At 73.6% G+C, this 24,149-nt stretch carries 23 protein-coding genes; 1 reads left to right on the top strand and 22 read right to left on the bottom strand.

The genetic code is table 11. From position 1 onward, the window contains the following. Positions 1-132 precede the first annotated feature (132 nt). From pyrF to pyrR, 9 genes are read right to left on the bottom strand one after another with little or no spacing between them, the layout of a single operon-like run. A complete protein-coding gene (gene pyrF, locus FMM08_RS03965) occupies positions 133-1,065 on the bottom strand; it encodes an orotidine-5'-phosphate decarboxylase (RefSeq protein ID WP_147925056.1) in 933 nt (310 codons plus the stop codon). After that, on the bottom strand, positions 1,062-2,102 hold the full coding sequence (locus FMM08_RS03960) for a dihydroorotate dehydrogenase (RefSeq protein WP_147925055.1): 1,041 nt from the start codon (positions 2,100-2,102) through the stop codon (positions 1,062-1,064). Before FMM08_RS03960 ends, pyrF begins: the two co-directional genes overlap by 4 nt. After that, on the bottom strand, positions 2,102-3,046 hold the full coding sequence (locus tag FMM08_RS03955; protein WP_222710383.1) for a dihydroorotate dehydrogenase electron transfer subunit: 945 nt from the start codon (positions 3,044-3,046) through the stop codon (positions 2,102-2,104). Before FMM08_RS03955 ends, FMM08_RS03960 begins: the two co-directional genes overlap by 1 nt. Further along, on the bottom strand, positions 3,043-6,384 hold the full coding sequence (carB, locus tag FMM08_RS03950) for a carbamoyl-phosphate synthase large subunit (RefSeq protein ID WP_147925054.1): 3,342 nt from the start codon (positions 6,382-6,384) through the stop codon (positions 3,043-3,045). The genes FMM08_RS03955 and carB overlap by 4 nt, the downstream gene beginning before the upstream one ends. Next, positions 6,384-7,628 carry a glutamine-hydrolyzing carbamoyl-phosphate synthase small subunit gene (gene carA, locus FMM08_RS03945; protein WP_147925053.1) on the bottom strand — a complete coding sequence of 415 codons (1,245 nt, stop codon included), beginning with the start codon at positions 7,626-7,628 and terminating at the stop codon, positions 6,384-6,386. The genes carB and carA overlap by 1 nt, the downstream gene beginning before the upstream one ends. Beyond that, a complete protein-coding gene (locus tag FMM08_RS03940) occupies positions 7,625-8,272 on the bottom strand; it encodes a PH-like domain-containing protein (RefSeq protein WP_147925052.1) in 648 nt (215 codons plus the stop codon). Before FMM08_RS03940 ends, carA begins: the two co-directional genes overlap by 4 nt. Continuing rightward, positions 8,260-9,606 carry a dihydroorotase gene (locus FMM08_RS03935; protein WP_147925051.1) on the bottom strand — a complete coding sequence of 449 codons (1,347 nt, stop codon included), beginning with the start codon at positions 9,604-9,606 and terminating at the stop codon, positions 8,260-8,262. The genes FMM08_RS03940 and FMM08_RS03935 overlap by 13 nt, the downstream gene beginning before the upstream one ends. Continuing rightward, a complete protein-coding gene (locus tag FMM08_RS03930; protein WP_147925050.1) occupies positions 9,606-10,571 on the bottom strand; it encodes an aspartate carbamoyltransferase catalytic subunit in 966 nt (321 codons plus the stop codon). The genes FMM08_RS03935 and FMM08_RS03930 overlap by 1 nt, the downstream gene beginning before the upstream one ends. Continuing rightward, positions 10,568-11,182 (bottom strand): bifunctional pyr operon transcriptional regulator/uracil phosphoribosyltransferase PyrR, encoded by a 615-nt coding sequence (gene pyrR / locus FMM08_RS03925; protein WP_147925049.1) that lies wholly within the window; start codon positions 11,180-11,182, stop codon positions 10,568-10,570. Before pyrR ends, FMM08_RS03930 begins: the two co-directional genes overlap by 4 nt. Positions 11,183-11,513: 331 nt before the next feature. On the opposite strand from pyrR, the gene bldD reads away from it, so the two are divergent. Next, positions 11,514-12,020 carry a transcriptional regulator BldD gene (bldD, locus tag FMM08_RS03920; protein WP_147925048.1) on the top strand — a complete coding sequence of 169 codons (507 nt, stop codon included), beginning with the start codon at positions 11,514-11,516 and terminating at the stop codon, positions 12,018-12,020. 149 nt (positions 12,021-12,169) lie between these two features. On the opposite strand, the gene nusB is transcribed toward bldD, so the two are convergent. The 13 genes from nusB to FMM08_RS03855 form a co-directional block, all read right to left on the bottom strand. Continuing rightward, a complete protein-coding gene (gene nusB / locus FMM08_RS03915; protein WP_147925047.1) occupies positions 12,170-12,583 on the bottom strand; it encodes a transcription antitermination factor NusB in 414 nt (137 codons plus the stop codon). Positions 12,584-12,621: 38 nt separating this feature from the next. Further along, on the bottom strand, positions 12,622-13,182 hold the full coding sequence (efp, locus tag FMM08_RS03910) for an elongation factor P (protein WP_147925046.1): 561 nt from the start codon (positions 13,180-13,182) through the stop codon (positions 12,622-12,624). Between the two features lie 49 nt (positions 13,183-13,231). Continuing rightward, positions 13,232-14,341, bottom strand: coding sequence for a 3-dehydroquinate synthase (gene aroB / locus FMM08_RS03905; RefSeq protein WP_222710382.1), 1,110 nt, complete (start codon positions 14,339-14,341; stop codon positions 13,232-13,234). A 38-nt stretch (positions 14,342-14,379) separates the two neighbouring features. Next, a complete protein-coding gene (locus FMM08_RS03900) occupies positions 14,380-14,901 on the bottom strand; it encodes a shikimate kinase (RefSeq protein WP_222710381.1) in 522 nt (173 codons plus the stop codon). Between the two features lie 2 nt (positions 14,902-14,903). Next, positions 14,904-16,175, bottom strand: a complete 1,272-nt coding sequence (gene aroC, locus FMM08_RS03895) for a chorismate synthase (RefSeq protein ID WP_147925045.1) — start codon at positions 16,173-16,175, stop codon at positions 14,904-14,906. A 124-nt stretch (positions 16,176-16,299) separates the two neighbouring features. Continuing rightward, the gene (locus tag FMM08_RS03890; RefSeq protein WP_147925044.1) at positions 16,300-17,451 is read right to left on the bottom strand and encodes a LysM peptidoglycan-binding domain-containing protein; all 1,152 of its coding nucleotides are present in this window, start codon (positions 17,449-17,451) and stop codon (positions 16,300-16,302) included. A 17-nt stretch (positions 17,452-17,468) separates the two neighbouring features. After that, positions 17,469-18,161, bottom strand: coding sequence for a hypothetical protein (locus FMM08_RS03885; RefSeq protein ID WP_147925043.1), 693 nt, complete (start codon positions 18,159-18,161; stop codon positions 17,469-17,471). Further along, positions 18,158-19,042, bottom strand: coding sequence for a PilN domain-containing protein (locus FMM08_RS03880; RefSeq protein ID WP_147925042.1), 885 nt, complete (start codon positions 19,040-19,042; stop codon positions 18,158-18,160). Before FMM08_RS03880 ends, FMM08_RS03885 begins: the two co-directional genes overlap by 4 nt. Next, entirely contained in the window at positions 19,039-20,064 is a 1,026-nt protein-coding gene (gene pilM / locus FMM08_RS03875) for a type IV pilus assembly protein PilM (RefSeq protein ID WP_187279531.1), read from the bottom strand. Before pilM ends, FMM08_RS03880 begins: the two co-directional genes overlap by 4 nt. 89 nt (positions 20,065-20,153) lie before the next feature. After that, positions 20,154-20,939, bottom strand: a complete 786-nt coding sequence (locus tag FMM08_RS03870; RefSeq protein ID WP_147925040.1) for a prepilin peptidase — start codon at positions 20,937-20,939, stop codon at positions 20,154-20,156. Position 20,940: 1 nt separating this feature from the next. Then, complete coding sequence (locus FMM08_RS03865) at positions 20,941-22,773, bottom strand: hypothetical protein (protein ID WP_147925039.1); 1,833 nt, start codon at positions 22,771-22,773, stop codon at positions 20,941-20,943. A gap of 306 nt (positions 22,774-23,079) precedes the next feature. After that, on the bottom strand, positions 23,080-23,664 hold the full coding sequence (locus FMM08_RS03860; RefSeq protein WP_147925038.1) for a hypothetical protein: 585 nt from the start codon (positions 23,662-23,664) through the stop codon (positions 23,080-23,082). Then, entirely contained in the window at positions 23,661-24,116 is a 456-nt protein-coding gene (locus tag FMM08_RS03855) for a prepilin-type N-terminal cleavage/methylation domain-containing protein (RefSeq protein ID WP_187279530.1), read from the bottom strand. Before FMM08_RS03855 ends, FMM08_RS03860 begins: the two co-directional genes overlap by 4 nt. Positions 24,117-24,149: the final 33 nt, after the last annotated feature.

Below are 24,149 nucleotides of genomic sequence, written 5' to 3'. Positions count from 1 at the left end.
GTCGGGAAAGGAGGTCTGATCAGTCGTACACGTGGCGGTCACGTCGCGATCAGCAGCCTCACCACGGGGGCTCGGCGCCGACCCTGGTGGGAAACCTAGCCACGTCACCTGGTCAGAGCAACGCCGGGGGGCTCACTCGGCGTCACGCAGAGCAGCCCGGCAGGCGTCGGCCGACCGTACAGCGGCTTCCTGGAGGGCCCGCACCGAGGGTCCGGCGCCGAGCACCTCCCGGCTGGAGGACGCGAGCACGGCGCGACGCGCGGAGCCGAAGACGCGGGCCAGGTCAGCCGGGCCCGCCCCCTGCGCTCCGATGCCCGGGGCGAGCAGCGGGCCGTGCACCGCGGCGAGGTCCACCGCCAGGCGCGAGGCGGCGTCGCCCGTGGTCGCGCCCACCACGAGCCCCACGGACCCGAGCGGGTCACCAGCGGCCTGAGCTGCGGCGTTGCGCTGCGCGGCGGCGCGGGCCACGGCCGCGGCGACGGCCACCCCGCCGTCGCCGCGGGCGTGCTGCACGGACGCGCCCTCGGGGTTGGAGGTCAGCGCGAGGACGAACACGCCGCGGCCGGTGCGCTCGGCCACCGCCAGCAGCGGGTCCAGCGACCCGAAGCCCAGGAACGGGGAGGCCGTCACGGCGTCCCCGGCGAGGGGCGAGCCCTCCCCGGCGAACGCGTCGGCGTAGGCGGCCATCGTCGAGCCGATGTCCCCCCGCTTGGCGTCCACGACGCACAGCACCCCGGCGGCCCGGGCATCGGCGACCACCTGCTCCAGGACGGCCACGCCGCGGCTGCCGTGGCGCTCGAAGAACGCCGCCTGCGGCTTGACCGCCGCGCAGGAGCCCGCCACGGCCTCCACGACGGTCCGGGAGAACCGCTCCAGGCCGCTGACGTCGTCGGACAGGCCCCAGGCGCCCAGGAGGGCCGCAGAGGGGTCGATACCCACGCAGAGCGGGCCGTGGGCGTCCATGGCGGCGGCGAGCCGCACACCGAACGACTCCGGTCGCCCCGCGCGCTGCTGGCCCTGCTCCCGGACCGGCTGCCGGACCGGCTGGTCGCTCTGGTGGCTCATCGAGGGCCCCTCCCGGGCTCGTGGGCGATGCCGATCACGTCGGCCAGGCGCGCGACCCCGCGCCGGGCCAGCTCCGCCTCCAGCTCCCGGGCCACGCGGGCGGGCGCCGAGGGGTCGGCGAAGGTCGCCGTCCCGACCTGCACGGCGCAGGCGCCGACGGCGATGAGCTGCAGCGCGTCGGCGCCGCTGGCCACGCCGCCCGCGCCCACCACGGGCACGTCGGGCAGGACCCCCGCGCGCTTGGCGGCGGTGAGCTGCCAGATGCAGCGCACGGCGATGGGCCGGATCGCCGGGCCGGAGGTGCCGCCGGTCACCCCCGCGAGCTGCGGGCGCAGCGTCACCGGGTCGATGACCATGCCGAGCGTGGTGTTGATGGCCGTGAGGCCCGTCGCCCCGCCGTCGGTGCAGGCCCGCGCCACGGCCACGAGGTCGGTGACGTCGGGGCTGAGCTTGGCCAGCACGGGCAGCGCCGGGTGTCCGCTGGCGCTGGCCGCGGAGGCCACTGCGCCGCTGACGGCCTCGAGCACCGCGCGGGAGGCGCCGGGGTCGCACGCGAACACCAGGCCGCGGTTGGCCACGTTCGGGCAGGAGATGTTGACCTCGATCGCGCCCACCGGGCTGTCGGGACCCAGGGCCGCCAGGCGGCCGGCCAGCTCCCCGAACTCCTCGGGGTCTCCCCCGGCGATGGAGACGACCACGCGCGCGCCGGCCTGCGCCAGCACCGGCAGGTCGTGCTCGAGGAAGGCGTCGATGCCCGGGCCCTGCAGCCCGATGCTGTTGAGCATCCCCGACGGGGTCTCGGCCATGCGCGGGGTGGCCCGGCCCGAGCGCGGCTCGCGCAGCACCGACTTGGTGACGACGGCGCCGAGCGCCGACAGGTCCAGGTAGGGCGCCAGCTCGGCACCGGCGGCGGCGCACCCGGAGGCCGTCATCGTGGGCGCCGGCAGGTGGAAGGACCCGATGGACGTGGACAGGTCCACGGCGGCGTGCGCGACCTCCTCGGTCGCGGAGGTGGCAGGCGCGGAGGGGGTGCTCATCAGTGGCCTCCGGCCCTGCCGACGACGGGCGCGCCGACGGCGTCGTCGGGGACGAGGGCCCCGCCCCGCAGGTGCGGCGCGGCGCCGATGGCGTCCCAGCGCAGAGCGTCGCCGTCGAAGACCGGGCCGGCGGTGCAGGCCCGCAGCATGCGCGTCGGAGTGTCGTCGTCGTCGAGGTCGACCACGGGCAGCACGCAGGTCATGCAGACGCCGACGCCGCAGGCCATGGACTCCTCCACCGCAAGCCAGGTCTGCGCCCGCTCCCCCAGCACCTCGCGGGTGGTGGTGTGGACCGAGCGGAGCATGGGCATCGGGCCGCACGCGTAGACGGCCGGTTCCCCGAGCTCGCTCAGCTCCAGCAGCACCTCGGGCAGGGCGTCGGTGACGCGGCCGGGGGCTCCCAGGGACCCGTCGTCGGTCGTGACGACCACGGCGTCGGCGATCCCGTCCAGCGCGGTGGCGTCGTCGACGGCGCTCGTGCCGAGCAGCCGGTCAGCGCTCGCCGCGCCGACGATCCCCACCACGCGCGACCCTCCGGTGGTGAGCACCCGCGCCAGCCAGGGCAGCGGCGCCGCCCCGTAGCCACCGCCGATGACCACCGCGGGGGTTCCTGGAGCAGGAAGCGGGAACGGGCGCCCCAGCGGCGCCGTGGTGGAGACCACGTCACCGGGGCGCTTGGCGGCCAGCAGCCGCGTGCCCGGCCCGGCCGCCGCGACGACCACCTCCAGCGTGCCCGCCTCGGGGTCGGCGGCGTGCAGCGACAGCGAGCGGCGCAGGAGCATGCCGGAGTCGCCGGTGCCGCAGGCCACGAACTGGCCCGGCTGCGCGCGCCGGGCCGCCTCGGGAGCGCGCAGCACGAGGTGCGTGTACGCGCCCACGGGGCGTGCGGAGACGACCTCGGCCGCTTCCTGCACGCCCGCGGGCCAGCTCACCGGGCTGCTCACCGGGTGGTCTTGAGGTACTCGGCGTGCTCCTGCAGCGAGCGGACCCGCACCGGCTCGCCCGCCGCGCGGGCGGCGTGGGCGGTGTCGATGGCGGCTGCTGCCGCCGCCAGCTGCTGCACCGTGGTGAACACCGGCACGTCCATCGCGGCGGTGGCCGCCCGGATCTCGTACCCGTCAGCGCGGGCACCCGCGGCCGTCGAGGACTCCCCTGCACTGGGCGTGTTGATCACGAGGTCGACCTCGCCCGCGAGGATCCGCTCCACCACGGTCGGCTCGCCGTCGGCACCGGTGCCCGAGGAGTGCTTGCGCACCACCGTGCTGGCCACGCCGTTGCGCCGCAGCATCATCGCGGTGCCCTCGGTGGCCAGCACGCGGAACCCGAGGTCCACCAGGCGCTTCACGGGGAAGATCACGGCGCGCTTGTCGGGGTCGGCCACGGAGACGAACACCGTGCCGGACAGCGGCAGCCCGCCGTACGCGGCGGCCTGGCTCTTGGCGAACGCCGAGGGGAAGTCGACGTCGATGCCCATGACCTCGCCGGTCGAGCGCATCTCCGGGCCGAGCAGGCTGTCGACGACGAGCCCGTCCGGGGTGAGGAAGCGCTTGAACGGCAGCACCGCCTCCTTGACGGAGATGGGTGAGTCGGCGGGCAGGTCGCCGCCGTCACCGGTGGCGGGCAGCAGGCCCTCGGCGCGCAGCTCGGCGATGGTGGCCCCCACGGCGATGCGCGCCGCGGCCTTGGCCAGGGCGACGCCGGTCGCCTTGGCCACGAACGGCACCGTGCGGCTGGCGCGCGGGTTGGCCTCGAGCACGTAGAGCACGTCGGAGGCGAGTGCGAACTGCACGTTGAGCAGCCCGCGCACCCCGACGCCGCGGGCGATGCCCTCGGTGGCCTCGCGCACCCGCGCCAGCACCGAGGAGCCCAGGGTGACCGGCGGGAGCACGCAGGCGGAGTCACCGGAGTGGACCCCGGCCTCCTCGATGTGCTCCATGACGCCGCCCAGGTAGACGTCGGTGCCGTCGAAGAGGGCGTCGACGTCGATCTCCACGGCGTCGTCGAGGAACCTGTCCACCAGCACGGGGTGGTCGGGGCTGGCGACGGTGGCGCGTCGGACGTACTCCTCCAGGGAGCCCTCGTCGTAGACGATCTGCATGCCGCGCCCGCCGAGCACGTAGCTGGGCCGCACGAGCACCGGGAAGCCGATCTCCTCGGCGACGGCGCGGGCCTGCTCCACCGAGGTGGCGGTGCCGAACTGCGGGGCCCGCAGCCCCGCCTGCGCCAGCACGCGGCCGAACTCGCCGCGGTCCTCGGCGAGGTCGATGGCGGCCGGGGTGGTGCCGAGCACCGGGATCCCCTCGGCCTCGAGCTGCGCCGCGAGACCGAGCGGGGTCTGGCCGCCGAGGGTGGCGATGACGCCGACGAGCTCGCCGGAGGCGGCCTCCGCGTGGAGGACCTCGAGCACGTCCTCCAGGGTGAGCGGCTCGAAGTAGAGCCGGTCGGAGGTGTCGTAGTCGGTGGAGACCGTCTCCGGGTTGCAGTTGACGAGCACGGCCTCGAAGCCGGCGTCGCGCAGCGCCATGACGGCGTGGACGCAGGAGTAGTCGAACTCCACGCCCTGGCCGATGCGGTTGGGGCCCGAGCCGAGGACGACCACCTTGCGGCGCTCGCTCGCGACCACCTCGGACTCGCCCTCGGAGGTGCTCTCGTAGGCCGAGTAGTGGTACGGCGTCTGCGCGGCGAACTCCGCGGCGCAGGTGTCGACGGTCTTGAAGACCGGCCTCACGCCGAGGCGGTGGCGCAGAGCGCGCACCTCGGGCTCGGTCAGGCCGCGCAGCTGGGCGAGCTGGGCGTCGGAGAAGCCGTGCTTCTTGGCCGTGCGCAGCAGCGCTTCGTCGACCTCGGGAGCCGCGGCGACCTTCGCGGCCACCTCCTCGATGAGCAGCATCTGGTCGAGGAACCACGGGTCGATCTTGGTGGCCTCGTGGACGCGCTCGACGCTGGCGCCGCCGCGCAGCGCCTGCTGCGCGGTCACGATCCGGCCGTCGGTCGGGACCTTCGCCTTCTCCAGGAGCGCGTCGACCTCGGCGGACGTGGGAGCCGCGCCGCCCCAGGAGAACGTCGCGCCGCGCTGCTCCACCGACCGCAGCGCCTTCTGCAGCGCCTCGGGGAAGGACCTGCCGATGGCCATCGCCTCGCCGACGCTCTTCATCGTCGTCGTGAGGGAGGCGTCCGCGGCGGGGAACTTCTCGAAGGCGAAGCGGGGCACCTTGACCACGACGTAGTCGAGCGTCGGCTCGAAGCTCGCCGGGGTCTTGCGGGTGATGTCGTTCGCGACCTCGTCGAGGCTGTACCCCACGGCGAGCTTCGCGGCGATCTTGGCGATGGGGAAGCCCGTCGCCTTGGACGCCAGCGCCGAGGAGCGCGAGACGCGCGGGTTCATCTCGATGACGATCATGCGGCCGTCGGCCGGGTTGATCGCGAACTGGATGTTGCAGCCGCCGGTGTCGACGCCGACCTCGCGGATGACGGCGATGCCGACGTCGCGCATGCGCTGGTACTCGCGGTCGGTGAGCGTCATGGCCGGCGCCACCGTGATCGAGTCACCGGTGTGCACGCCCATGGGGTCGAAGTTCTCGATCGAGCAGACGACCACGACGTTGTCGGCGTGGTCGCGCATGAGCTCGAGCTCGTACTCCTTCCAGCCGAGGATCGACTCCTCCAGGAGCACCTCGGTGGTGGGGCTGGCGTGCAGGCCCGCCCCGGCGATGCGGCGCAGGTCGGCCTCGTCGTGGGCGAAGCCCGAGCCGAGGCCGCCCATGGTGAAGGACGGCCTGACGACGAGCGGGTACCCCAGCTCGGCGGCGACCTCGAGGCACTCCTCCATGGAGTGGGCGGTGCGGCTGCGGGCGCTCTCGGCGCCGCAGCGCTCCACCACGCCCTTGAAGGCCTGGCGGTCCTCGCCCAGCTGGATGGCGGGGACGTCGGCGCCGATGAGCTCGCAGTCGTACTTGGCCAGCACGCCGCTCTCGTGCAGCGCGATGGCCGCGTTGAGCGCGGTCTGCCCGCCGAGGGTCGCGAGCACCGCGTCGGGGCGCTCCTTGGCGATGATCGCCTCGATGACCTCGGAGGTGATCGGCTCGACGTACGTGGCGTCGGCGACCTCCGGGTCCGTCATGATCGTCGCCGGGTTGGAGTTGACGAGGACCACGCGCAGGCCCTCGGCGCGCAGCACGCGGCACGCCTGGGTCCCCGAGTAGTCGAACTCCGCGGCCTGGCCGATGACGATCGGGCCGGAACCGATGACGAGGACGGAGTGCAGGTCTTCGCGGCGCGGCATCAGCGGTCGCCCTTCTCGTGGCTCGTGGCGGGCTGGACGGGGTCGCCGTCGCCGCCGGTGGTGGAGCTGGTCGGCTTGGGCGCGTTCAGCAGCGGCGGCAGGGGCGCGCCCGGGTCGGCGACGAGCGCGACGAACCTGTCGAACAGGTAGTTCGCGTCGTGCGGACCGGCGGCGGCCTCCGGGTGGTACTGCACCGAGAAGGCCGGGGCGCCGGTGACGCGCAGCCCCTCGACCACGCCGTCGTTGAGGCCGACGTGGCTGACCTCCACCTGCCCGAACGGGGTGGTGGTGGAGCCCTCGAGCGGGGCGTCCACGGCGAAGCCGTGGTTGTGGGCGGTGACCTCCACGCGCCCCGTGGACCTGTCGAGCACCGGCTGGTTCACACCGCGGTGGCCGTAGCGCAGCTTGTAGGTGCCCAGGCCGAGCGCGCGTCCCAGCAGCTGGTTGCCGTAGCAGATCCCGAAGAACGGGATCTTGCGCTCGAGCACCTGCTGCAGCAGCTCGACCTCGTGGGTGGCGGCGCTGGGGTCCCCCGGGCCGTTGGAGAAGAAGACGCCGTCCGGGCTGACGGCGAGCACGTCCTCGAGGGTGGCCAGCGCGGGGAGCACGTGGACCTCGGCGCCGCGCCTGGCCAGCTCGCGGGGGGTGTTGGACTTGATGCCCAGGTCGACCGCCGCCACCGTGAGGCGCTTGTCGCCGATCGCGGGGACGACGTAGGCGTCGGCGGTGCTCACCTGGCCGGCGAGGTCGGCGCCGCTCATCTGCGCCCCGGTGCGGACGCGCTCCAGCAGCTGCTCGCGCGAGGCGCCGGTCAGGGCCGGGCCGGAGAAGACGCCGACGCGCATGGCGCCGCGCTCGCGCAGGTGGCGGGTCAGCGCGCGGGTGTCGACGCCGGAGATCCCCACCACCCCCTGGGAGACCAGCTCCTGCTCGAGCTCGCGGCGCGAGCGCCAGCTGGAGGCGCGGCGGGCGGGGTCGCGGACGACGAAGCCGGCCACCCAGATGCGGGCGGACTCGTCGTCCTCGTCGTTCCAGCCGGTGTTGCCGATGTGCGGCGCGGTCATGACCACCACCTGGCGGTGGTAGCTGGGGTCGGTGATGGTCTCCTGGTAGCCGGTCATGGCGGTGCAGAAGACCGCCTCGCCGACGGTCTCACCGAGGGCCCCGTAGGCCTGGCCGGTGAAGGCGCGGCCGTCCTCCAGCAGCAGCAGCGCGGCGCTGTCCGTCGTCGTGGTGGTGCTCATGCGGCGTCCTTCCCGGGGGTCTTCTGCCCGGCGGAGGGGATGAGGCCCTCCACCAGGGCGACGAGGCGGTCTGCGTCCTGCTGCGGCTTGGTCCGCACGGCGCTGTCCACCTCCGTTCCGCCTGCTCCACCGAGCCGCCAGGTCACCACGACGAGGTCCTCCTTGCCGAACATCACCTTGCCCGCCTGGCCCCGGGCGCGGGTCACGCGCACGAGGTCTGCGGCGGGGATCGAGAACGAGGCTGCGCCGGGTCGGCGCAGCAGCAGGGCCGCCTGGTGGGGGGCCTGCGGGTCGGCCGAGACGGCCTCCAGCTCCACGAGGCTGCGGCTGCCCAGGCCGTGCGCGGTGACGCGCTCGAAGGGGCGGCCGGAGACGACCGTGGAGACGTAGGTGCCGGTCACCGTGCGGGCGGCCCGGTCAGCCGCAGCCGGGTCGGTCGCGGTGCCGGTCGTGAGGCCGTCGGCGTCGCTGCCCACCCACTGCTCGCCCGCACCGGCCGGCAGCGGGGCGGGGGCGGACAGGGCCGGCAGGTCGCCGGTCCCGGCGGCCTGCTGCGCGGCGCGGCGGCGCCAGGCGCGGAGCATGAGCCACCAGATGACGGGGACGAGGGCCAGCAGCACGAGGCCCGCGATCACCTGGTCCACGAGTCCCCCTGCGCGTCGAGGCCGGTGGCGGGACGCGGGGTGGCCAGGGCGCCGTCGAGCACGGTGGGGTGCCCGCCGTAGAAGGTCGCCACCACGCGGCCGGGCAGCTCGCGGCCGGCGAAGGGGCTGTTGCGGCCCTTGGTGGCCATGGCGGCCGGGTCGACGGTCCAGCGCGCGGTCGGGTCGAGCAGGACCACGTGGGCCGGGTCTCCGGTGGCGAGCCCCCCGCCCTGGCCCGCCACGCGGCCGATGCGGGAGGGGGTCTGCGACATGACGCGCGCGACGCCGGCCCAGTCGAGGTGGCCGGGCTCGACGAGGGCCTGCACCACCACGGACAGGGCCGTCTCCAGGCCGGTCATGCCCATGGCGGCGGCGGACCACTCGCAGTCCTTGTCCTCCACGGGGTGGGGGGCGTGGTCGGTGGCGACGACGTCGATGGTGCCGTCGGCCACGCCGGCGCGCAGCGCGCGCACGTCGTCGTCGGACCGCAGCGGCGGGTTGACCTTGTAGACGGGGTCGTACCCGCGGACCAGCTCGTCGGTGAGGAGGAGGTGGTGGGGGGTGACCTCGGCGGTGACGTCGACGCCGCGCTCCTTGGCCCACCGCACGATCTCGACGGACCCGGCGGTGGAGACGTGGCAGACGTGCAGCCGGGAGCCGACGTGACCGGCGAGCAGCACGTCGCGGGCGATGACCGCCTCCTCGGCGACCGCGGGCCAGCCGCGCAGGCCGAGCACGCCGGACAGCGCCGACTCGTTCATCTGCGCCCCCTCGGTGAGGCGCGGCTCCTGGGCGTGCTGGGCGACGACGCCGTCGAACGCCTTGACGTACTCCAGCGCGCGGCGCATGAGGACGGCGTCGAAGACGCACTTGCCGTCGTCGGAGAAGACGCGCACGCCGGCGGCGGAGTCGGCCATGGCGCCCAGCTCGGCGAGGCGCTCGCCCGCGAGGCCGATCGTCACGGCGCCGACGGGGCGCACGTCGCACCAGCCGGCCTGGCGGCCCAGCCGCCACACCTGCTCGACCACACCGGCGGTGTCGGCGACCGGTGCGGTGTTGGCCATGGCGTGCACCGCGGTGAAGCCGCCGAGCGCGGCGGCGCGCGTGCCGGTCTCGACGGTCTCGGCGTCCTCGCGGCCCGGCTCGCGCAGGTGGGTGTGCAGGTCCACGAGGCCCGGAAGGGCGATGAGGCCCTCGGCCTGGACGGTGCGCGCGCCGTCGGGGGCGGTCAGGGACCCGGCGGCGCCGGTCTCCGCGATGGTGCCGTCGCGCAGCAGCAGGTCCGCGGGCTCGCCGCCGAACGGGCGGGCACCCGTGATGAGGGTGGTCTCCATCAGTCCTCTTCTCCGGCGAGCAGCAGGTAGAGCGCGGCCATCCGCACCGCCACGCCGTTGGTCACCTGCTCGACCACGCGGGAGCGCGGCCCGTCGGCGGCCTCGGCGGTGATCTCCAGGCCGCGGTTCATGGGCCCGGGGTGCAGCAGCTGGGGGTTCGGTGTCAGCGCTGCGAGGGCGGCCATCCGTTCCGCCGTCACCCCGTAGCGGCGCGAGTACTCCCGGGCCGAGGGGAAGTACGCGGCGTTCATGCGCTCCAGCTGCACGCGCAGGGCCATCACCGCGTCGGGCGCCTGCTCCAGCGCGGCGTCGAGGTCGTAGGAGACCTCGCACGGCCAGGTCTCCACGCCCAGCGGCAGCAGCGTGGGCGGGGCCACGAGCGTCACGCGGGCGCCGAGGGTGTGCAGGAGGCGCACGTTGGAGCGGGCCACCCGGCTGTGCAGGACGTCACCGACGACGACGACGCGCCGCCCGGCCAGGTCCGCCCCCGCAGCAGCACCCAGCTCACCACCGCCCACGAGGTGGCGGCGCAGCGTGAACGCGTCCAGGAGCGCCTGGGTCGGGTGCTCGTGGGTGCCGTCGCCGGCGTTGAGCACCGCTCCGGAGGTCCACCCCTTCTCCGCGAGGCGGTGCGGGGCGCCGGAGGAGGCGTGGCGGATGACCACGGCGTCGGCGCCCATCGCCTGCAGCGTCAGCGCCGTGTCCTTGAGGCTCTCGCCCTTGGAGACGCTGGAGCCCTTGGCGGAGAAGGTGATGACGTCGGCCGAGAGGCGCTTGGCAGCGGTCTCGAAGCTGAGGCGGGTGCGGGTGGAGTCCTCGAAGAAGAGGTTGACCACCGTGCGGCCGCGCAGCGCGGGCAGCTTCTTGATCTCCCGCTGCTGGGTGGCGGCCATCTGCTCGGCCACGTCGAGCAGGCGCACGGCCTGCTCGCGGGACAGGTCGGCGGCGGAGAGCAGGTGCCTCACGCGGCGTCCCCGGTGGTCGAGGGGCTCGACTCGATGACCACCTCGTCGGCGCCGTCGGTCTCCTCCAGCCGCACGAACACCCGCTCGGAGGTGGACGTGGGCAGGTTCTTGCCCACGTGGTCGGCGCGGATCGGGAGCTCGCGGTGCCCCCTGTCGACCAGCACCGCCAGCCGGACGGCGCGGGGACGGCCCAGGTCGGACAGGGCGTCCAGGGCGGCGCGGACGGTGCGTCCGGAGTAGAGGACGTCGTCGACGAGGACCACCGTGGTGCCGTCGATGCCGGCAGCGGGCAGCGTGGTGGGCTCGGGGGCGCGGGTGGGGTTCCGGCGCAGGTCGTCGCGGTGCATCGTCACGTCGAGCGAGCCGGTGCAGGCGACGGCGTCGAAGCCGGGCTCGACCTGGGCCAGCCGCTGGGCGAGGCGCCGCGCGAGGTGGGTGCCGCGGCGCGGGATCCCCATGAGCACGAGGCCCTCGGGTCCCTTGTTGCGCTCCAGCAGCTCGTGGGCGATGCGGGTCAGCGCGCGGGAGATCTCCGCGGCGTCGAGGACGGTCGCCGCGTGCGCGGCGGGGACCTCGGTGGTGGAACCGGTGGTGGGGCGTGCTTCAGCCATGCTCGTGACTCACTGACTCCTTCCCCGCCTCACAGGACGGAGGTTGAAGGACGTCGGTTCTCAGGTGCGGCTCCGACGGTACTGCACGCGGGAAGATCCGCGGTCCTGGGCCGTCCGCCGTCCGGTGGGCCGCCGACCGCAGCGGGTGCAGCTCTGCGACGCTGTGCGCAGGAGGCGGTGCCACCGTCCGTGACCGTCGCCGTCGGTCGTCGATAGTCACTCTGGGTGAACAGTTACTGCCTGTGACGTCGATGGAGTTGACCTGGAGGTCACTCCCCGTGACGATCACTGTCAGTTGAGAAGCGTGTACAGCACTGAGAGAGGGGACGGCATGTCGGAGGAAGGATCGGGCTACGCCAAGGCGCTCGGCAGCCGGCTGCGCGCCATCCGCACCCAGCAGGGCCTGTCCCTGCAGGGCGTGGAGCAGCGCTCCGGCGGGCAGTGGAAGGCCGTGGTGGTCGGCTCCTACGAGCGCGGCGACCGAGCGGTGACCGTCCAGCGCCTCGCCGAGCTGGCGGACTTCTACGGCGTGCCGGTCTCGGCCCTCCTGCCCGACGGCGGCAGCGCAGGTCACAGCGAGCCCCCGCCCAAGCTCGTGCTCGACCTGGAGCGCCTGCAGTCGGTCCCCTCGGAGAAGGCCGGCCCGCTCGCGCGCTACGCCGCCACCATCCAGAGCCAGCGCGGCGACTACAACGGCAAGGTGCTCTCGATCCGCTCGGACGACCTGCGCGCCCTCGCCGTCATCTACGACCTCCCGCCGCAGCAGCTGGCCGAGGAGCTCATCAGCTGGGGCGTGCTCGACCCCGATGCCCGCCGCGCCGTCGCGCAGAACGGCTGACACCGCTCCGACGGCCCGCCGCTGGTCACGCAGCGAGACGAAGACCCCCGCACCGGATCCCGGTGCGGGGGTCTTCTGCGTCGCCTGCGATCACCAGCTGTGACCGGACCGGGACGGCACCGGGTTGTGCCAGGTGCGGCGGACCGGCGTCAGCTGTCGACGAGGCCCGGCTTGAGGTCCATGAGCCGGCTCAGCAGCCCGTTGACGAACGCCGGCGACTCGTCGGTGCTCAGCTCGGAGGCCAGCCCCACGGCCTCCGACACCGCGACGGCGTCGGGGACGTCGTCGCACCACAGCAGCTCGAACACCCCGATGCGCAGCAGGTTGCGGTCCACGGCGGGCATCCGGTCGAGCTCCCAGCCCTGCGAGTAGGTGGTCAGCAGCTCGTCGATGCGCTCGCGGTGGGCCTGGACGCCCTCGACGAGGTCCAGGCTGTACTGCGGCACCGGGACGTGACCGCTGGCCAACCGGTCGGCGGCCAGGGTGACGGGGTCGAGCCGGCGCTGCTCGGCCTCGAAGAGCAGGTCGAGGGCCCGCTTGCGGGCCTTGGTCCGTGCAGCCACGTCAGCGGCGGTCCGTCGTCGTCGTCCTGGTCAGCAGCTCAGCTGACCCGGCCGAGGTAGTCCCCGGTGCGGGTGTCGACCTTGACCTTGGTGCCGGTCTCGAGGAACAGCGGCACCTGGATCTGGTAGCCGGTCTCGACGGTGGCGGGCTTGGTGCCGCCGGTGGAGCGGTCGCCCTGCAGGCCCGGCTCGGTGTACGTCACCTCGAGCACCACGGAGGTCGGCAGCTCGACGTACAGCGGGGTGCCCTCGTGGACGGCGACGATGACCTCGGCGCTCTCCAGGAGGAAGTTGGCGGCGTCGCCGACGGTCTCCTCGGAGACGGTGATCTGGTCGTAGGTGTCCGAGTCCATGAACACGAAGTCGGTGCCGTCGCGGTAGAGGTACTGCATGTCGCGCTTGTCGACGGTGGCGGTGTCGACCTTGGTCCCGGCGTTGAACGTGCGGTCCACGACCTTGCCCGAGAGCACGTTCTTCAGCTTGCTGCGGACGAACGCGCCGCCCTTGCCGGGCTTGACGTGCTGGAACTCGACGACGGACCACAGCTGTCCGTCGAGGTTGAGCACGAGGCCGTTCTTCAGGTCGTTCGTCGATGCCACGTGCGGAGATGTTACCGGGACCGCGGCGGTGCCCCTGACGACAGCGATCTCACGCGCTGATGGCGGAGTAGGCCGCCGCCATCAGCGAGGGGTCGGGGCCCTCCAGGCGGCTGGGCCTCGCGACGTCGTCGAGCACGACGAAGCGCAGCAGGTCGCCGCGGGTCTTCTTGTCGCGCTTCATGCCCTCGAGCAGCTGCGGCCAGCGGTCGCCCCGGTAGGTCAGCGGCAGGCCGACGGCGCCGAGCACGCTGCGGTGGCGGTCGACCACGACGTCGTCGAGGCGGCCGGCGAGGCGGGCGAGCTCGGCGACGTAGACCATCCCGATGCTCACCGCGGCGCCGTGGCGCCACTCGTAGCGCTCCACCAGCTCGATGGCGTGCCCGAGGGTGTGCCCGTAGTTGAGGATCTCCCGCAGGCCCGACTCCCTGAGGTCCTGGCCCACCACGTCGGCCTTGACCTGCACGGCCCGCTCGACCAGCTCGCGGATCACGGGGGCACCGGCGTCGCGCACGGCGGCCGGGTCGGCCTCGACCAGCTCGAGGATGCGCGGGTCGGCGATGAACCCGCACTTCACGACCTCGGCCATGCCCGCCACCAGGTCGTTCACCGGGAGGGTGCGCAGCGCCGCGAGGTCGCACAGCACGCCCGCCGGCGGGTGGAACGAGCCGACGAGGTTCTTGCCCTCCTTGGTGTTGATGCCGGTCTTGCCGCCCACGGCGGCGTCGACCATGGCCAGCAGCGTGGTGGGCACCTGGACGACCTTCACGCCGCGCAGCCAGGTGGCCGCCACGAAGCCCGCGAGGTCGGTCACCGCTCCCCCGCCGACGCCCACCACGGCGTCGGTGCGCGTGAAGCCGGCCTGGCCCAGCACGCCCCAGCAGAAGGCGGCCACCTCGGCGCGCTTGGCGTCCTCGCCGTCGGGCACCTCGGCGACGTAGGCCTCGTAGCCGGCCGCGGCGAGGTCGTCGCGGACGGCCTCGCCGGTGGCCGCGAGCGCGCGGGGGTGCACCACGAGCACCCGCTGCACGCGCTCGCCGAGCAGGCCGGGCAGCTCGCCCAGGAGGCCGGTCCCGACGAGGACGTCGTAGGGCGCCTCGCCGGCCACGGTGATCCGGGTCGGCTGGCCTGCGCTGTCGAGGGCGCTGTCGGCGGTGCTCACGAGCGGATCCTACGGAGCCCCTCCCCCGCCTCCGGCGGTCAGTGGAGGGAGAGCAGGCGCAGGACGACGTCGGCGACGGCGCGGGCCGTGCGCCCGTCGGTGGGGACCACGTGGTCGGCCACCTCGGCGTAGTGCTTCTCGCGGGCAGCCATCACCTCGCGCCAGCGCGCCTCCGCGCCCGCTGACCCGCTCGCGAGCACCGGGCGGGTGCTGGTGTCCCCGAGGCGGCCCGCCACGTGCTCCCACGTGGCGGTCAGCAGCACCACCGGCGAGCGCAGCGCCACGAGGTCGGCGCGGGTGTCCGCGTCGAGCACCGAGCCGCCGCCCAGGGCGAGCACCCCGGGGTGCTCGGCGAGGGCGTCGACCACGGCGGCGCGCTCCAGGGCGCGGAACGCGGGCTCGCCGTCCTCGGCGAAGACGGTGGCGACGGGCCGGCCGGCCACGGCCTCGACGTCGGCGTCGGTGTCGCGCAGCTGCACGCCCAGGTCCGCGGCGAGCAGCGCGCCCACCGCGGACTTGCCGGCCCCCATCGGGCCGACGAGCACGACCCGGGGGGTCACGCTCAGGCGCCCGGCTCGCCGTCGTCGTCGCCCGCGACGGGGACGACGGGGCTGCCGGCGGCGTCGACCTGGCTGCGGAGCAGCTCGGGGATGGAGTCCAGGTAGGCGCGCACGTTGCGGGCGGTCTCGGGCACCGAGTCGCCGCCGAACTTCTCCAGCAGCGCGTCAGCCAGCACGAGCGCGACCATCGCCTCCGCGACCACGCCCGAGGCGGGCACCGCGCAGACGTCGGAGCGCTGGTGGTGGGCCTGGGTGGCCTCACCGGTGGCGACGTCGACGGTCGCCAGGGCGCGGGGCACGGTGGCGATGGGCTTCATGGCGGCGCGCACCCGCAGCACCTCGCCGGTGGTCATGCCGCCCTCGGTGCCGCCGGCACGGGCGGTGCGGCGGCGCAGCACGCCGTCGGGGCCCTTCTCGATCTCGTCGTGGGCGGCCGAGCCGCGGCGGCGGGCGGTCTCGAAGCCGTCGCCCACCTCCACGCCCTTGATGGCCTGGATGCCCATGAGCGCCTGCGCGAGGCGCCCGTCGATGCGGCGGTCCCAGTGGGTGTGGCTGCCCAGGCCCGGCGGCAGGCCGTAGGCGAGCACCTCGACCACGCCGCCGAGGGTGTCGCCCTCCTTGTGGCAGGCGTCGACCTCCTCCACCATGCGGGCGCTCGTGGCCGGGTGGTGGCAGCGCAGCGGGTCGGCGTCGAGGGCGGCGACGTCGTCGGGGTGGGGCAGCCCGACCTCGGCCCACGCGTCGTCCGGGACGGCCACCGGGCCGAGGGAGACGGTGTGGGAGACCAGGCGCACCCCGGCGGCCTGCTCGAGGAACTTGGCCGCGACGGCGCCGAGGGCCACCCGCGTGGCGGTCTCGCGGGCGCTGGCGCGCTCCAGCACCGGGCGCGCCTCGTCGAAGCCGTGCTTCTGCATGCCCACGAGGTCGGCGTGGCCGGGGCGCGGGCGGGTCAGCGCCGCGTTGCGGCCGGTGGTCTTGAGCAGCGACGGGTCGACCGGGTCGGCCGACATCACCGTGGACCACTTGGGCCACTCGGTGTTGCCGATCGTCAGAGCGAACGGACCGCCCTGGCTCACCCCGTGGCGCAGGCCGCCGAGCACGGTGACCTCGTCCTGCTCGAACGCCATCCGCGCGCCGCGGCCGTAGCCGAGGCGGCGCCGCGCGAGGGCGGCGACGAGGTCGTCGGTGGTCACGGACACGCCCGAGGGAAGACCCTCGAGCACTCCGACGAGGGCGGGGCCGTGAGACTCCCCCGCGGTCAGCCAGCGCAGCACGTGGCTGATCCTCCCACGGCCCTGCGAGCGCAGGCGCGGGTGCGGGCCCCTGGGTCAGCCGCGCAGCCCGGGGCGCGGGTCCGGGCCCGCCCACCCTCCGGGGTGTGGGCGGTGGTCGAGGCCGTCAGGCGGGCAGGGTGAGGACCTGGCCGACGCGGATGCGGTCCGGGTCGCTCAGGTGGTTGAGCTGCGCCAGCGCGGTCGGGGTCGTGCCGTGGGCCCGCGCGATCGAGCTGAGGGTGTCCCCCGCCAGGACGGTGACCGTCTTCGCCGCCGTCGAGGTGGAGCCGCCCGGGGCGGGTGCCGCCCCCGTGGCGGAGCACGCGGCAGTGGTCGCCGCGTCCGTGGCCAGCTGCTGGCTGACGTCGCCGGAGGTCACCGCGTCGCCGCCGCTGAGGGCTCCCTGGAGGACGAGCAGGCCCGAGGCCGACGCGGTCAGCGCGGCGCCGAGGCTGGTGGAGGACGGGACCGTGAGCGCCGCTTCGAGCACGGAGCGCGCGGGGGCGAGCACAGCGCCCGCGGTGGTGGCCGCGTCCGCCGACCCCGCCGCGTAGGCGCTGAGCAGGGAGTCTGCGGAGCCCAGGGCCGGCAGGGCCGCTGCGCAGGCGGCCGCTGCCGCACGGGCCGCCTGAGCGGCGGCCACGGCGGCGGCGTCGGTCGTCGCGCTCGTCGAGGGCACCGGCGACGGGACGACGACGGTCGTCGTCCCCGAGCCGGTGGTCGGGGCGGCGTCGACGGGCGGGACCCCGGTGGCCGAGCTGGAGGGTCCGCCCGTGGCACCGGTGGAGTCCGAGGCTCCGGTGTTCGAGGTGCCCGCGGACAGCACGAGGGCCGCGAAGGGGTTGCGGGACGTCCCGCCGGCGGCGGGGACCGGTGCCGTGGAGGTCTCAGCGCTGGCACCGGAGGTGGTCGGCGCGGCGTTCGAGGTGGAGGTCGCACCGACCTCCCCCGCCGAGGGGGCGGTGGCCTCCGCGGAGGGCGTGGCGGCGAAGGGCGACGTGGGTGAGGGGCTGGCCGTCGCCGTGGACCGCGAGGTGGCCCTGGAGACGGGCACCGCCGTGTCGTCCGCGGGGCCGGCGACCGCCGTCGCCGTGTCAGGACCGCCACTGCTGAGGACCAGCGCCGCGGCCAGGCCTCCGGCCAGCACCGCGCCGCCGCCGAGGGCGATGGGCAGCGCGCGACCGCGTCGAGCCGCCCCTGCGGCAGCGTCGGTGGTGGACGCAGCCGAGGAAGGAGCGGAAGAAGAGGGCGGCGTCCCGAAGGGGCTGGTGGACATCGGAGTCTCGCTCTCGCTCAGGAGGCCGTGGAGGGGAGCACGAAGGCGCGCGCGTCGACGACCAGCTGGACGTCGCCGTTGACCGTGCGCGGCTTGGCGCCGGAGGCGTCCGCCGGGTCCTGGCCGGTGACGGACAGCCCGGCGACCAGCAGCGACGGGGCGTCGTCGTTCTGCAGCTGGCGCAGGAACTGCTCGGCGCCGTCGAAGCTGCCGATCACCGTGATGCGCAGCGGCACGGCCTGCAGCCCGGACGCGGGTGCCGCGGTCGCGGCGGTCGCTGCTGCGGGAGCAGTGGTCGCGGCGTCGGAGGCGGTGGTCGCTGGCTCCGAGGTCGCGGCCGGTGCGGTGCCCGCTGCGGTGGCGGTGGAGGTGGGAGCCGACGGCTCGACACCCATGAGCGTGACGCCCGCGACGGTGGCGGTGACCGTCAGACGGCGCGTCAGGGCCGGCAGGTCCAGCGCCACGGGGATCGAGGTCCTCGCCGTCGCCAGGTCAGCGCGGTGGGTCTCGAGCTGGGCGGAGTCGGCGGTCAGCTGCGCCAGGCGGACCCGCTGGGTCTGCTCGACGGCGCGGGCGGAGACGACCTGGTCGCGTGCCGCGTCTGCCGCCGCTCGCTGGGGAGCGGCGACGAGCTGCCACCCGAGCACGGACAGCACGAGGGCGAGCAGCACGCCGCCCACCACCCAGGTGCGGGGGGACTTGATGCTCACGATCCGGCTCCCGTCGCGGGGGTCGAGGTGGTCGCCGGGGTGGTCGCGGCCGCTGCGCCACTGGTGCCGATCGCACCGCTGGCGGGTGTGTCGAAGCGGTGGGACAGCGCCGCGTCGGTCACGGCCACGGTGGCGGTGAACTCGTAGACGGGGGTGCCGTCGATGTCGATGCGCTGCAGGCTGCTGTAGCTGGGGTCGGCGAGGCCCGTGGTGGCCGACACGGACTCGAGCCAGGCGGCGACCAGCGCCGGGTCCTGGGTGCGGCCCTTGACCGTGAGCGTGCCCTGGGTGCCCGCCGTCCCAGTGGCGTCCTCGGTCGTCGTCGCGGGCTGGGCGGTCGAGGCTGCACCCGCGGCTGCGGCGTCCGTCGAGGAGCCGCCGGCCGAGCCCCAGCTGAGGTCGGCCAACCACACGCCGGTGGGCACCGAGTTGCGCAGGCCGTCGAGGTAGGAGTACCAGCGCACGTCCGTGGCGAAGGCGGTCGAGCGCGCGGCCTGCACGGTCGACAGCTCGCCCAGCACCTTCGGGACCTCCGCCAGCTGTGCCGCCTGAGCGGTCAGCGCGGCCTGGCGGGCATTCACCTCGGCCAGCTCCGCCTCTGCGCTCGAGGTCGCCGCGTGGGCCTGCCACGCGGCGCCGCCCAGAAGCAGTCCGACGGCGAGCAGGCCGGCGACGACTCCGCGCTGCGCAGCGCCGACGCGGCGCAAGACGCGGTAGTGCTCCGGCAGCAGGTCGACGCCGGCGCCGAGCCACGAGCGCTGGATCTGCTCGCGCAGCTCCGCGAGCGGGTCGGGTCCGTCCGCCTGCGGGGCTGCGGGCTGCTCGAGCTTCTGGGTCGGTGCCTGCGAGGGCACACCGAAGGACCAGGTGGGGGCGCTCATCGCGAGCCTCCGAGGGCCAGGCCGACGGACGCTGCGTCCGAGGCGGACAGGGGCGGCAGGTCCTTCTTGCCGGGCCGCTGGCGCAGACCCCGCAGACCGTCTCCACGCACGACCTCGCGGCCCGTGGCCTCCTCGAGGCGCTCCGGGAAGCCTTCCAGCTGCGAGCCGCCACCGACGATGACCACGCGGGAGGCCACGCTGCCGCCGGTGGCGGTGTCGTAGTCGAGGGAGCTGCGGATCTCCTCGACGAGCTCCTGGGCGCTCATCGAGAGCGCTGCCCCCACGGCCGGTGAGACCTGGTCGCTGCCGGCGGCGGCGCGCTTGAGCCGCTCGGCCTCGGCGAAGGGGACGGCAGCCGCCTCGCTGACGGCGGCGGTGATGTCGTCTCCGCCGCTGAGCAGGATGCGGACGAAGCGGGGTGTGCCCGCGCTGTGCACGATGACGGTGGTGAGCCGGGCGCCGATGTCCACCAGCGCCTCGACGTCGAGGTCGCGGGGGGCGCGCGTGGCGCGCAGCACGGCGAACGGCGTCAGGTCGACGGTGTCGACCACCAGTCCGGCGGCCTGGACGGCGTCGACCGTGGTGGTGACCATGTCGCGGGGGGCGGCGACGAGCAGGCCGCGCACCAGCGCTGTGCCGCCCGGGCCGGAGACCGGCGCCAGCGGCAGGAAGTCGAGGACGGCGGCGTCCGCGGGCATCGGCAGGTGCTCCTGCACCTGGAAGGGCAGCGCCGCCTTGAGGTCAGCGGGGCTCAGCGGCGGCAGCTCCACCTGGCGCACCAGCACGCGCTGGTTGGCCACACCGAGCGCGACCCGCCTGGAGCCGAATCTCGCCTGCTTCCACAGCAGCCGGACGGCGTCGGTGAGGGCGGCCGCGTCGACCACCTCGCCGTTGACGACCGCGCCCGCGGGCAGGCCCACCTGGGAGATCCGCTCGAGCTGCACGCCGTCGCGGTGGAAGGAGACCTGGGCAGCGCGCAGCGAGGAGCTGCCGATGTCGAGCCCGATGGCGGTCCGTCGCACGTCGTCCCCTTCGTCCTGATGAGGGAGCGGCGCACGAGCACCGCTCTCCTGGCTCATCGGCCTCTTCCCGGCCGACTTGAGCCCCAGAATCACGCGAGTGCGACGCCCAGGTACCACTGGACGGTGGGAACGCCCACCACCAGTCCGAGTGCGGCGCCCGCGAGCATGTACGGGCCGAAGGGCATGGCGGTCCCGCGACCGGCCCGGCGGACGGCCATGAGCGCCACGCCGACCACGCCTCCGAGGAGGAAGGCGGCGAAGGCGCCGACGGCCAGGGCCGACCAGCTGTGCCAGGCGAGGGCCATGCCCAGCACTCCGGCGAGCTTGACGTCTCCCCAGCCCATGCCTCCGGGCCGCGCGACGGCCAGCGCGGCGTAGACGACGTACAGAGCCACAGCACCGACGGCAGCGCGCAGCAGCGCCTGCCAGTCGCCCTCGAGCGCGCTGGCCGCCACGAGCAGACCCGCGACCACGACGTAGGAGGGCTTGACGATCGCGTCGGGCAGGCGGTGCACGTCGACGTCGATGAGCGCCAGGGCGACCGCGACGGCTGCCAGGTACAGGTACACCGGGAGGTGCCAGGTGGGTCCCGCCCACGCGGCGGTGCCGGCGAACAGCACGGCCGTCCCCAGCTCGACCAGGGGGTAGCGGATGCTGATGCGCGCGCTGCAGTCGCGGCAGCGGCCGCGCAGGAGCAGCCAGCTGAGCACGGGCACGTTGTCGACGGCACGCACGCGGTGCCCGCAGGACGAGCAGGCGCTGGGAGGGCTGACCACCGACAGCCCCCGGGGCACCCGCCAGACGACGACGTTGAGGAAGGACCCGACGAGCAGCCCGAGCAGGGCAGCTCCGCCGACGAGCAGATGGCTGGTCACCTCAGCCACGCGAGAGGTCGCGCACGGAGGACAGCGTCCACGCCCCGGCCGAGCTCCCGCTGTTCGAGGGGCTGCCGGACGATGATGAAGGGCTCGAGCTGGTCGACGCGCTTGACGGCGCCACGGCGCGGTAGTTGATGGAGATGTTGTTCTTCAGCTCCGGGATAGCGCAACTGATCATCTGCCCGTAGAAGGACAGGTCGTTGCTCATGTCGATCTTGCCGGACGAGTAGAGCAGCATGCTGACGTCGCTGCCGAGCGAAGCAGCAGCGGAGTCGAACTTGATGCTGTTGTTGGCGCTGTTGGCAGCACACGTCGAGGTGCCGTCAGACATCGGCGAGACGATCCGCAAGACTGGTGTGGTGCCGGTGGGGACGGCGCTGCCCTTGACCACCTTGATGCCGCTTGTGGAGTAGAAGGAGTTGACCAGCAGCGTCAGGTCACCGTTCAGCTGGACCGTGACCTTGTTCAGCGTCACAGTGCTGCAGGCGCGGGCGTCGACCACGGACACGTCAGCTGGGGCGTCAAGAGGTCCGTTGAGTGAGGTGCTGTCGCCGTCCTGCTGCACTGAGGCCGGGGCGGTGATGCTGCAGGTGTCGCCGGAGTTCACGAAGCGCGTCTCGGCCCACTGGGTCGACCCGTGCGCGAGGTACCGCTGCCGGATGAGGGTGGCCCAAGGAGTGGCAGTCCCGAACGACGCGGCGGTGTAGACGGGCATCGCCTCGGCGGACGACGGCACTGCGACCGGGCTGGTGGGCGGGGTGGAGCTTGAGCTCGACTGGGAGATCTTGCAGGCAGGGGAGGATCCCCAGCCGCATGACTTGCCGGCGACCGTCAGGTTGCCGGGGCTGCTTGAAGGCTTGGTCTTGACCGTGAGGCTGCCCATGGATCCCTGCGCGTTGCTGGACACGGTGCCACTGGTGGAGACCACGGCCCCAGTGACGCTGTAGGAGTTCTGGCCGAGATCGCCTCCCACACGCAGGTCCTTGCCGGCGGAGCACCCCCAGCCACCGTTCATGGCGCCCTGCACGGAGATCAGCCCCGTCACGGAAGAGCTGCACGCGAAGTCCTTGCCGACGTAGACGTCGCCGTCCACTGAACAACCCCCGGTGGCCTGGCCTCCCACAGTCAGCGTTCCTGTGATCTTCGTGCTGGTGCAGGCCGTGAGGTCCTGGGAGATCGTCAGGCCCTGCCCGAACACGCAATTGCCACCGTTCAAGCCCGCACTCCCGTACACGACGGCGGGTCCCTGAACGTTGATCTGGGAACAGTCCAGTGTTCCGTTGACGTACAGACCACCCGTCGAGCTGCTGCCGTTCTTCAGCGCCCAGTTACCGCTGCTCTTGACGCTGCCCGAGCCGACGAACACCGCGCGGTCGAACGCCGGTGATGGCGCGGACGTCGGCGACGAGGTGGCGATTGTCGTCCCGCCGAGCGAAAGGACCACCTCCAGACGGCTGACGTCACCCGCACTATGTCCCTGTGTCCCGCCAGCAGCAGCGGAACCGGTCGAGACGAGCACCGCCGTCTTCGCTGAGACCGTGGTGAGGGCTCCTGCCGGAGCTGGGCAGTCCGGACCGCCGGTGCTCACGCCGTACTGGACGGCGACCGAGTACACCGGCGTACTTCCCACAGGTGAGGCAAACGTGCAGGCGTACGTCTTCGCCATAATGTTCGACTGCGCAGCTGCCAGGCCGGCCTCGGCGGACGCCTGTGACTGAATGCTGGCTCGGGTGCCGCTCGCGCTGCCCGCTGCGGTCAGGGAGACCGCAGTCACCCCCATGACAAGCAGAGCGCTCACCAGCATGAGTCCGATGACCATGGGCAGGGCCATGCCGTCGTCATTGCGGAGGCACAACCGCCAGCTCGGACGCTCCCGGCGTCGGGGCGCGCTTCGACGGGTGGAAGTCGATCCACGCACGTTCACGGGTCAGTCCTCTCCTGGTCTACGAGTCTGCTGCTGACCGTTGGGATCAGGTCGAGGAGCGGGCTCTGAGGTTCCCGCCCCTGCCATCCCTATCGGCGGTGCCAGCGATCCGCTTGAGCCTCCCTCGACCGGTCCCGGAGGTGGGAGCTCCTGGGCGGTTATCGGCGGCGCCCCAACAGGTGCTCTCTCAGACGCGGACAGCCGCTGGCCACCTCAGGCGCAGCTGGCTGTGGAGGTGATCTGGGCCGAGCGGGGCGCAGCGGAGAACTGCAGCGTCGTCCCGATGGTGCCGGCAGTGGTGCCGTCAGCGATGTCTCCGGTGATGAACCGCATGTCGAGGATGTCGCCCTTCGCCACCTGCTGCCACTTGCTAGACAAGTCGAACACGACTTTCCCGAAGGTGAACTGATCCCCGAAGACCGTGGCGCTACCACCAGCGCCGGCCGTCATGGTCAAGCCGGCGGTTTTGACGTACTTCCAGGTGACGACAGTGCGCGACGGTGAATTCGCTCGAGCGAAGGTGCACATCGTGATCGTCGTGCCCGTCGACGACGACCCGGCGGCTGGCAGGACGTAGGTGGCATCACGCACCTGGCGCTGCAGCGTGCTGCTCGCAACGTTGGCGACGGCGAGGTTGACCCCGGCTTGCCGCTCGCGCGCGGAGTTCTGCATCGCCGGGAGGAAGATCGCTGCTGCGGCGGCCAGGACGACGCTACCCGCTGCCATCGCGACCATCAGTTCCGTGAGCGTCGTGCCGGTGTCGCGGCCGCGCCGCGGGTGCCTTCGCCGCCCCATCACGGGACGACCAATATCTGCGTGGTGGCACTCACCGGCTGTGCCGTCCCCGAATCCGGGGTGGCGGTCACGGTCAGGGTGTAGGTCTGTCCGACCTTGCACGACTCTCCGGGAGTGTCTACGAACGTGTCCTTGAGCGTGTAATAACTGAAGGCGCGAGGCACTCCGTCGGCTCCTGTGGCGGCTGCCGGCGAGACGAAGCCTCTGCCGGCGCCGGTGACCAACTGCTTGACCTGGAAGCACTTCAGCTGCTGGGCATTAGCGATCTCCGTGGCGACGTACTGGGACGCCTTCGACATCTCCCTGTTACGAGCTGCCGTCTCGGCGCCCGTCACGAGGACGGGAACCATGGCGAGCGCGACGACGGCGAGCAACACCATGGCGACGATGACTTCGACGAGGCTCAGTCCAGCATCACTCGACGGAGGGCCGAGGTGGTCGTACCGGGTGTCCACGGGACTCCTCTCGTCGACGATGGGGGTGAGGTC

The organism is Quadrisphaera setariae (assembly GCF_008041935.1).
Lineage (GTDB): Bacteria > Actinomycetota > Actinomycetes > Actinomycetales > Quadrisphaeraceae > Quadrisphaera > Quadrisphaera setariae.
The sequence above is the reverse complement of the archived record's forward strand: the minus strand, read 5'-3'. Positions and strand labels throughout refer to the sequence as shown.

Bases quoted from the DNA above. Each gene is read 5' to 3' on its own strand.
- bldD (WP_147925048.1), top strand. From the start codon at position 11,514: ATGTCGGAGGAAGGATCGGGCTACGCCAAGGCGCTCGGCAGCCGGCTG.
- FMM08_RS03865 (WP_147925039.1), bottom strand. From the start codon at position 22,773: ATGGCCCTGCCCATGGTCATCGGACTCATGCTGGTGAGCGCTCTGCTT.
- FMM08_RS03880 (WP_147925042.1), bottom strand. From the start codon at position 19,042: ATGAGCGCCCCCACCTGGTCCTTCGGTGTGCCCTCGCAGGCACCGACC.
- FMM08_RS03890 (WP_147925044.1), bottom strand. From the start codon at position 17,451: ATGTCCACCAGCCCCTTCGGGACGCCGCCCTCTTCTTCCGCTCCTTCC.
- carB (WP_147925054.1), bottom strand. From the start codon at position 6,384: ATGCCGCGCCGCGAAGACCTGCACTCCGTCCTCGTCATCGGTTCCGGC.
- FMM08_RS03935 (WP_147925051.1), bottom strand. From the start codon at position 9,606: ATGGAGACCACCCTCATCACGGGTGCCCGCCCGTTCGGCGGCGAGCCC.
- FMM08_RS03960 (WP_147925055.1), bottom strand. From the start codon at position 2,102: ATGAGCACCCCCTCCGCGCCTGCCACCTCCGCGACCGAGGAGGTCGCG.
- pyrF (WP_147925056.1), bottom strand. From the start codon at position 1,065: ATGAGCCACCAGAGCGACCAGCCGGTCCGGCAGCCGGTCCGGGAGCAG.
- pyrR (WP_147925049.1), bottom strand. From the start codon at position 11,182: ATGGCTGAAGCACGCCCCACCACCGGTTCCACCACCGAGGTCCCCGCC.
- carA (WP_147925053.1), bottom strand. From the start codon at position 7,628: ATGAGCACCACCACGACGACGGACAGCGCCGCGCTGCTGCTGCTGGAG.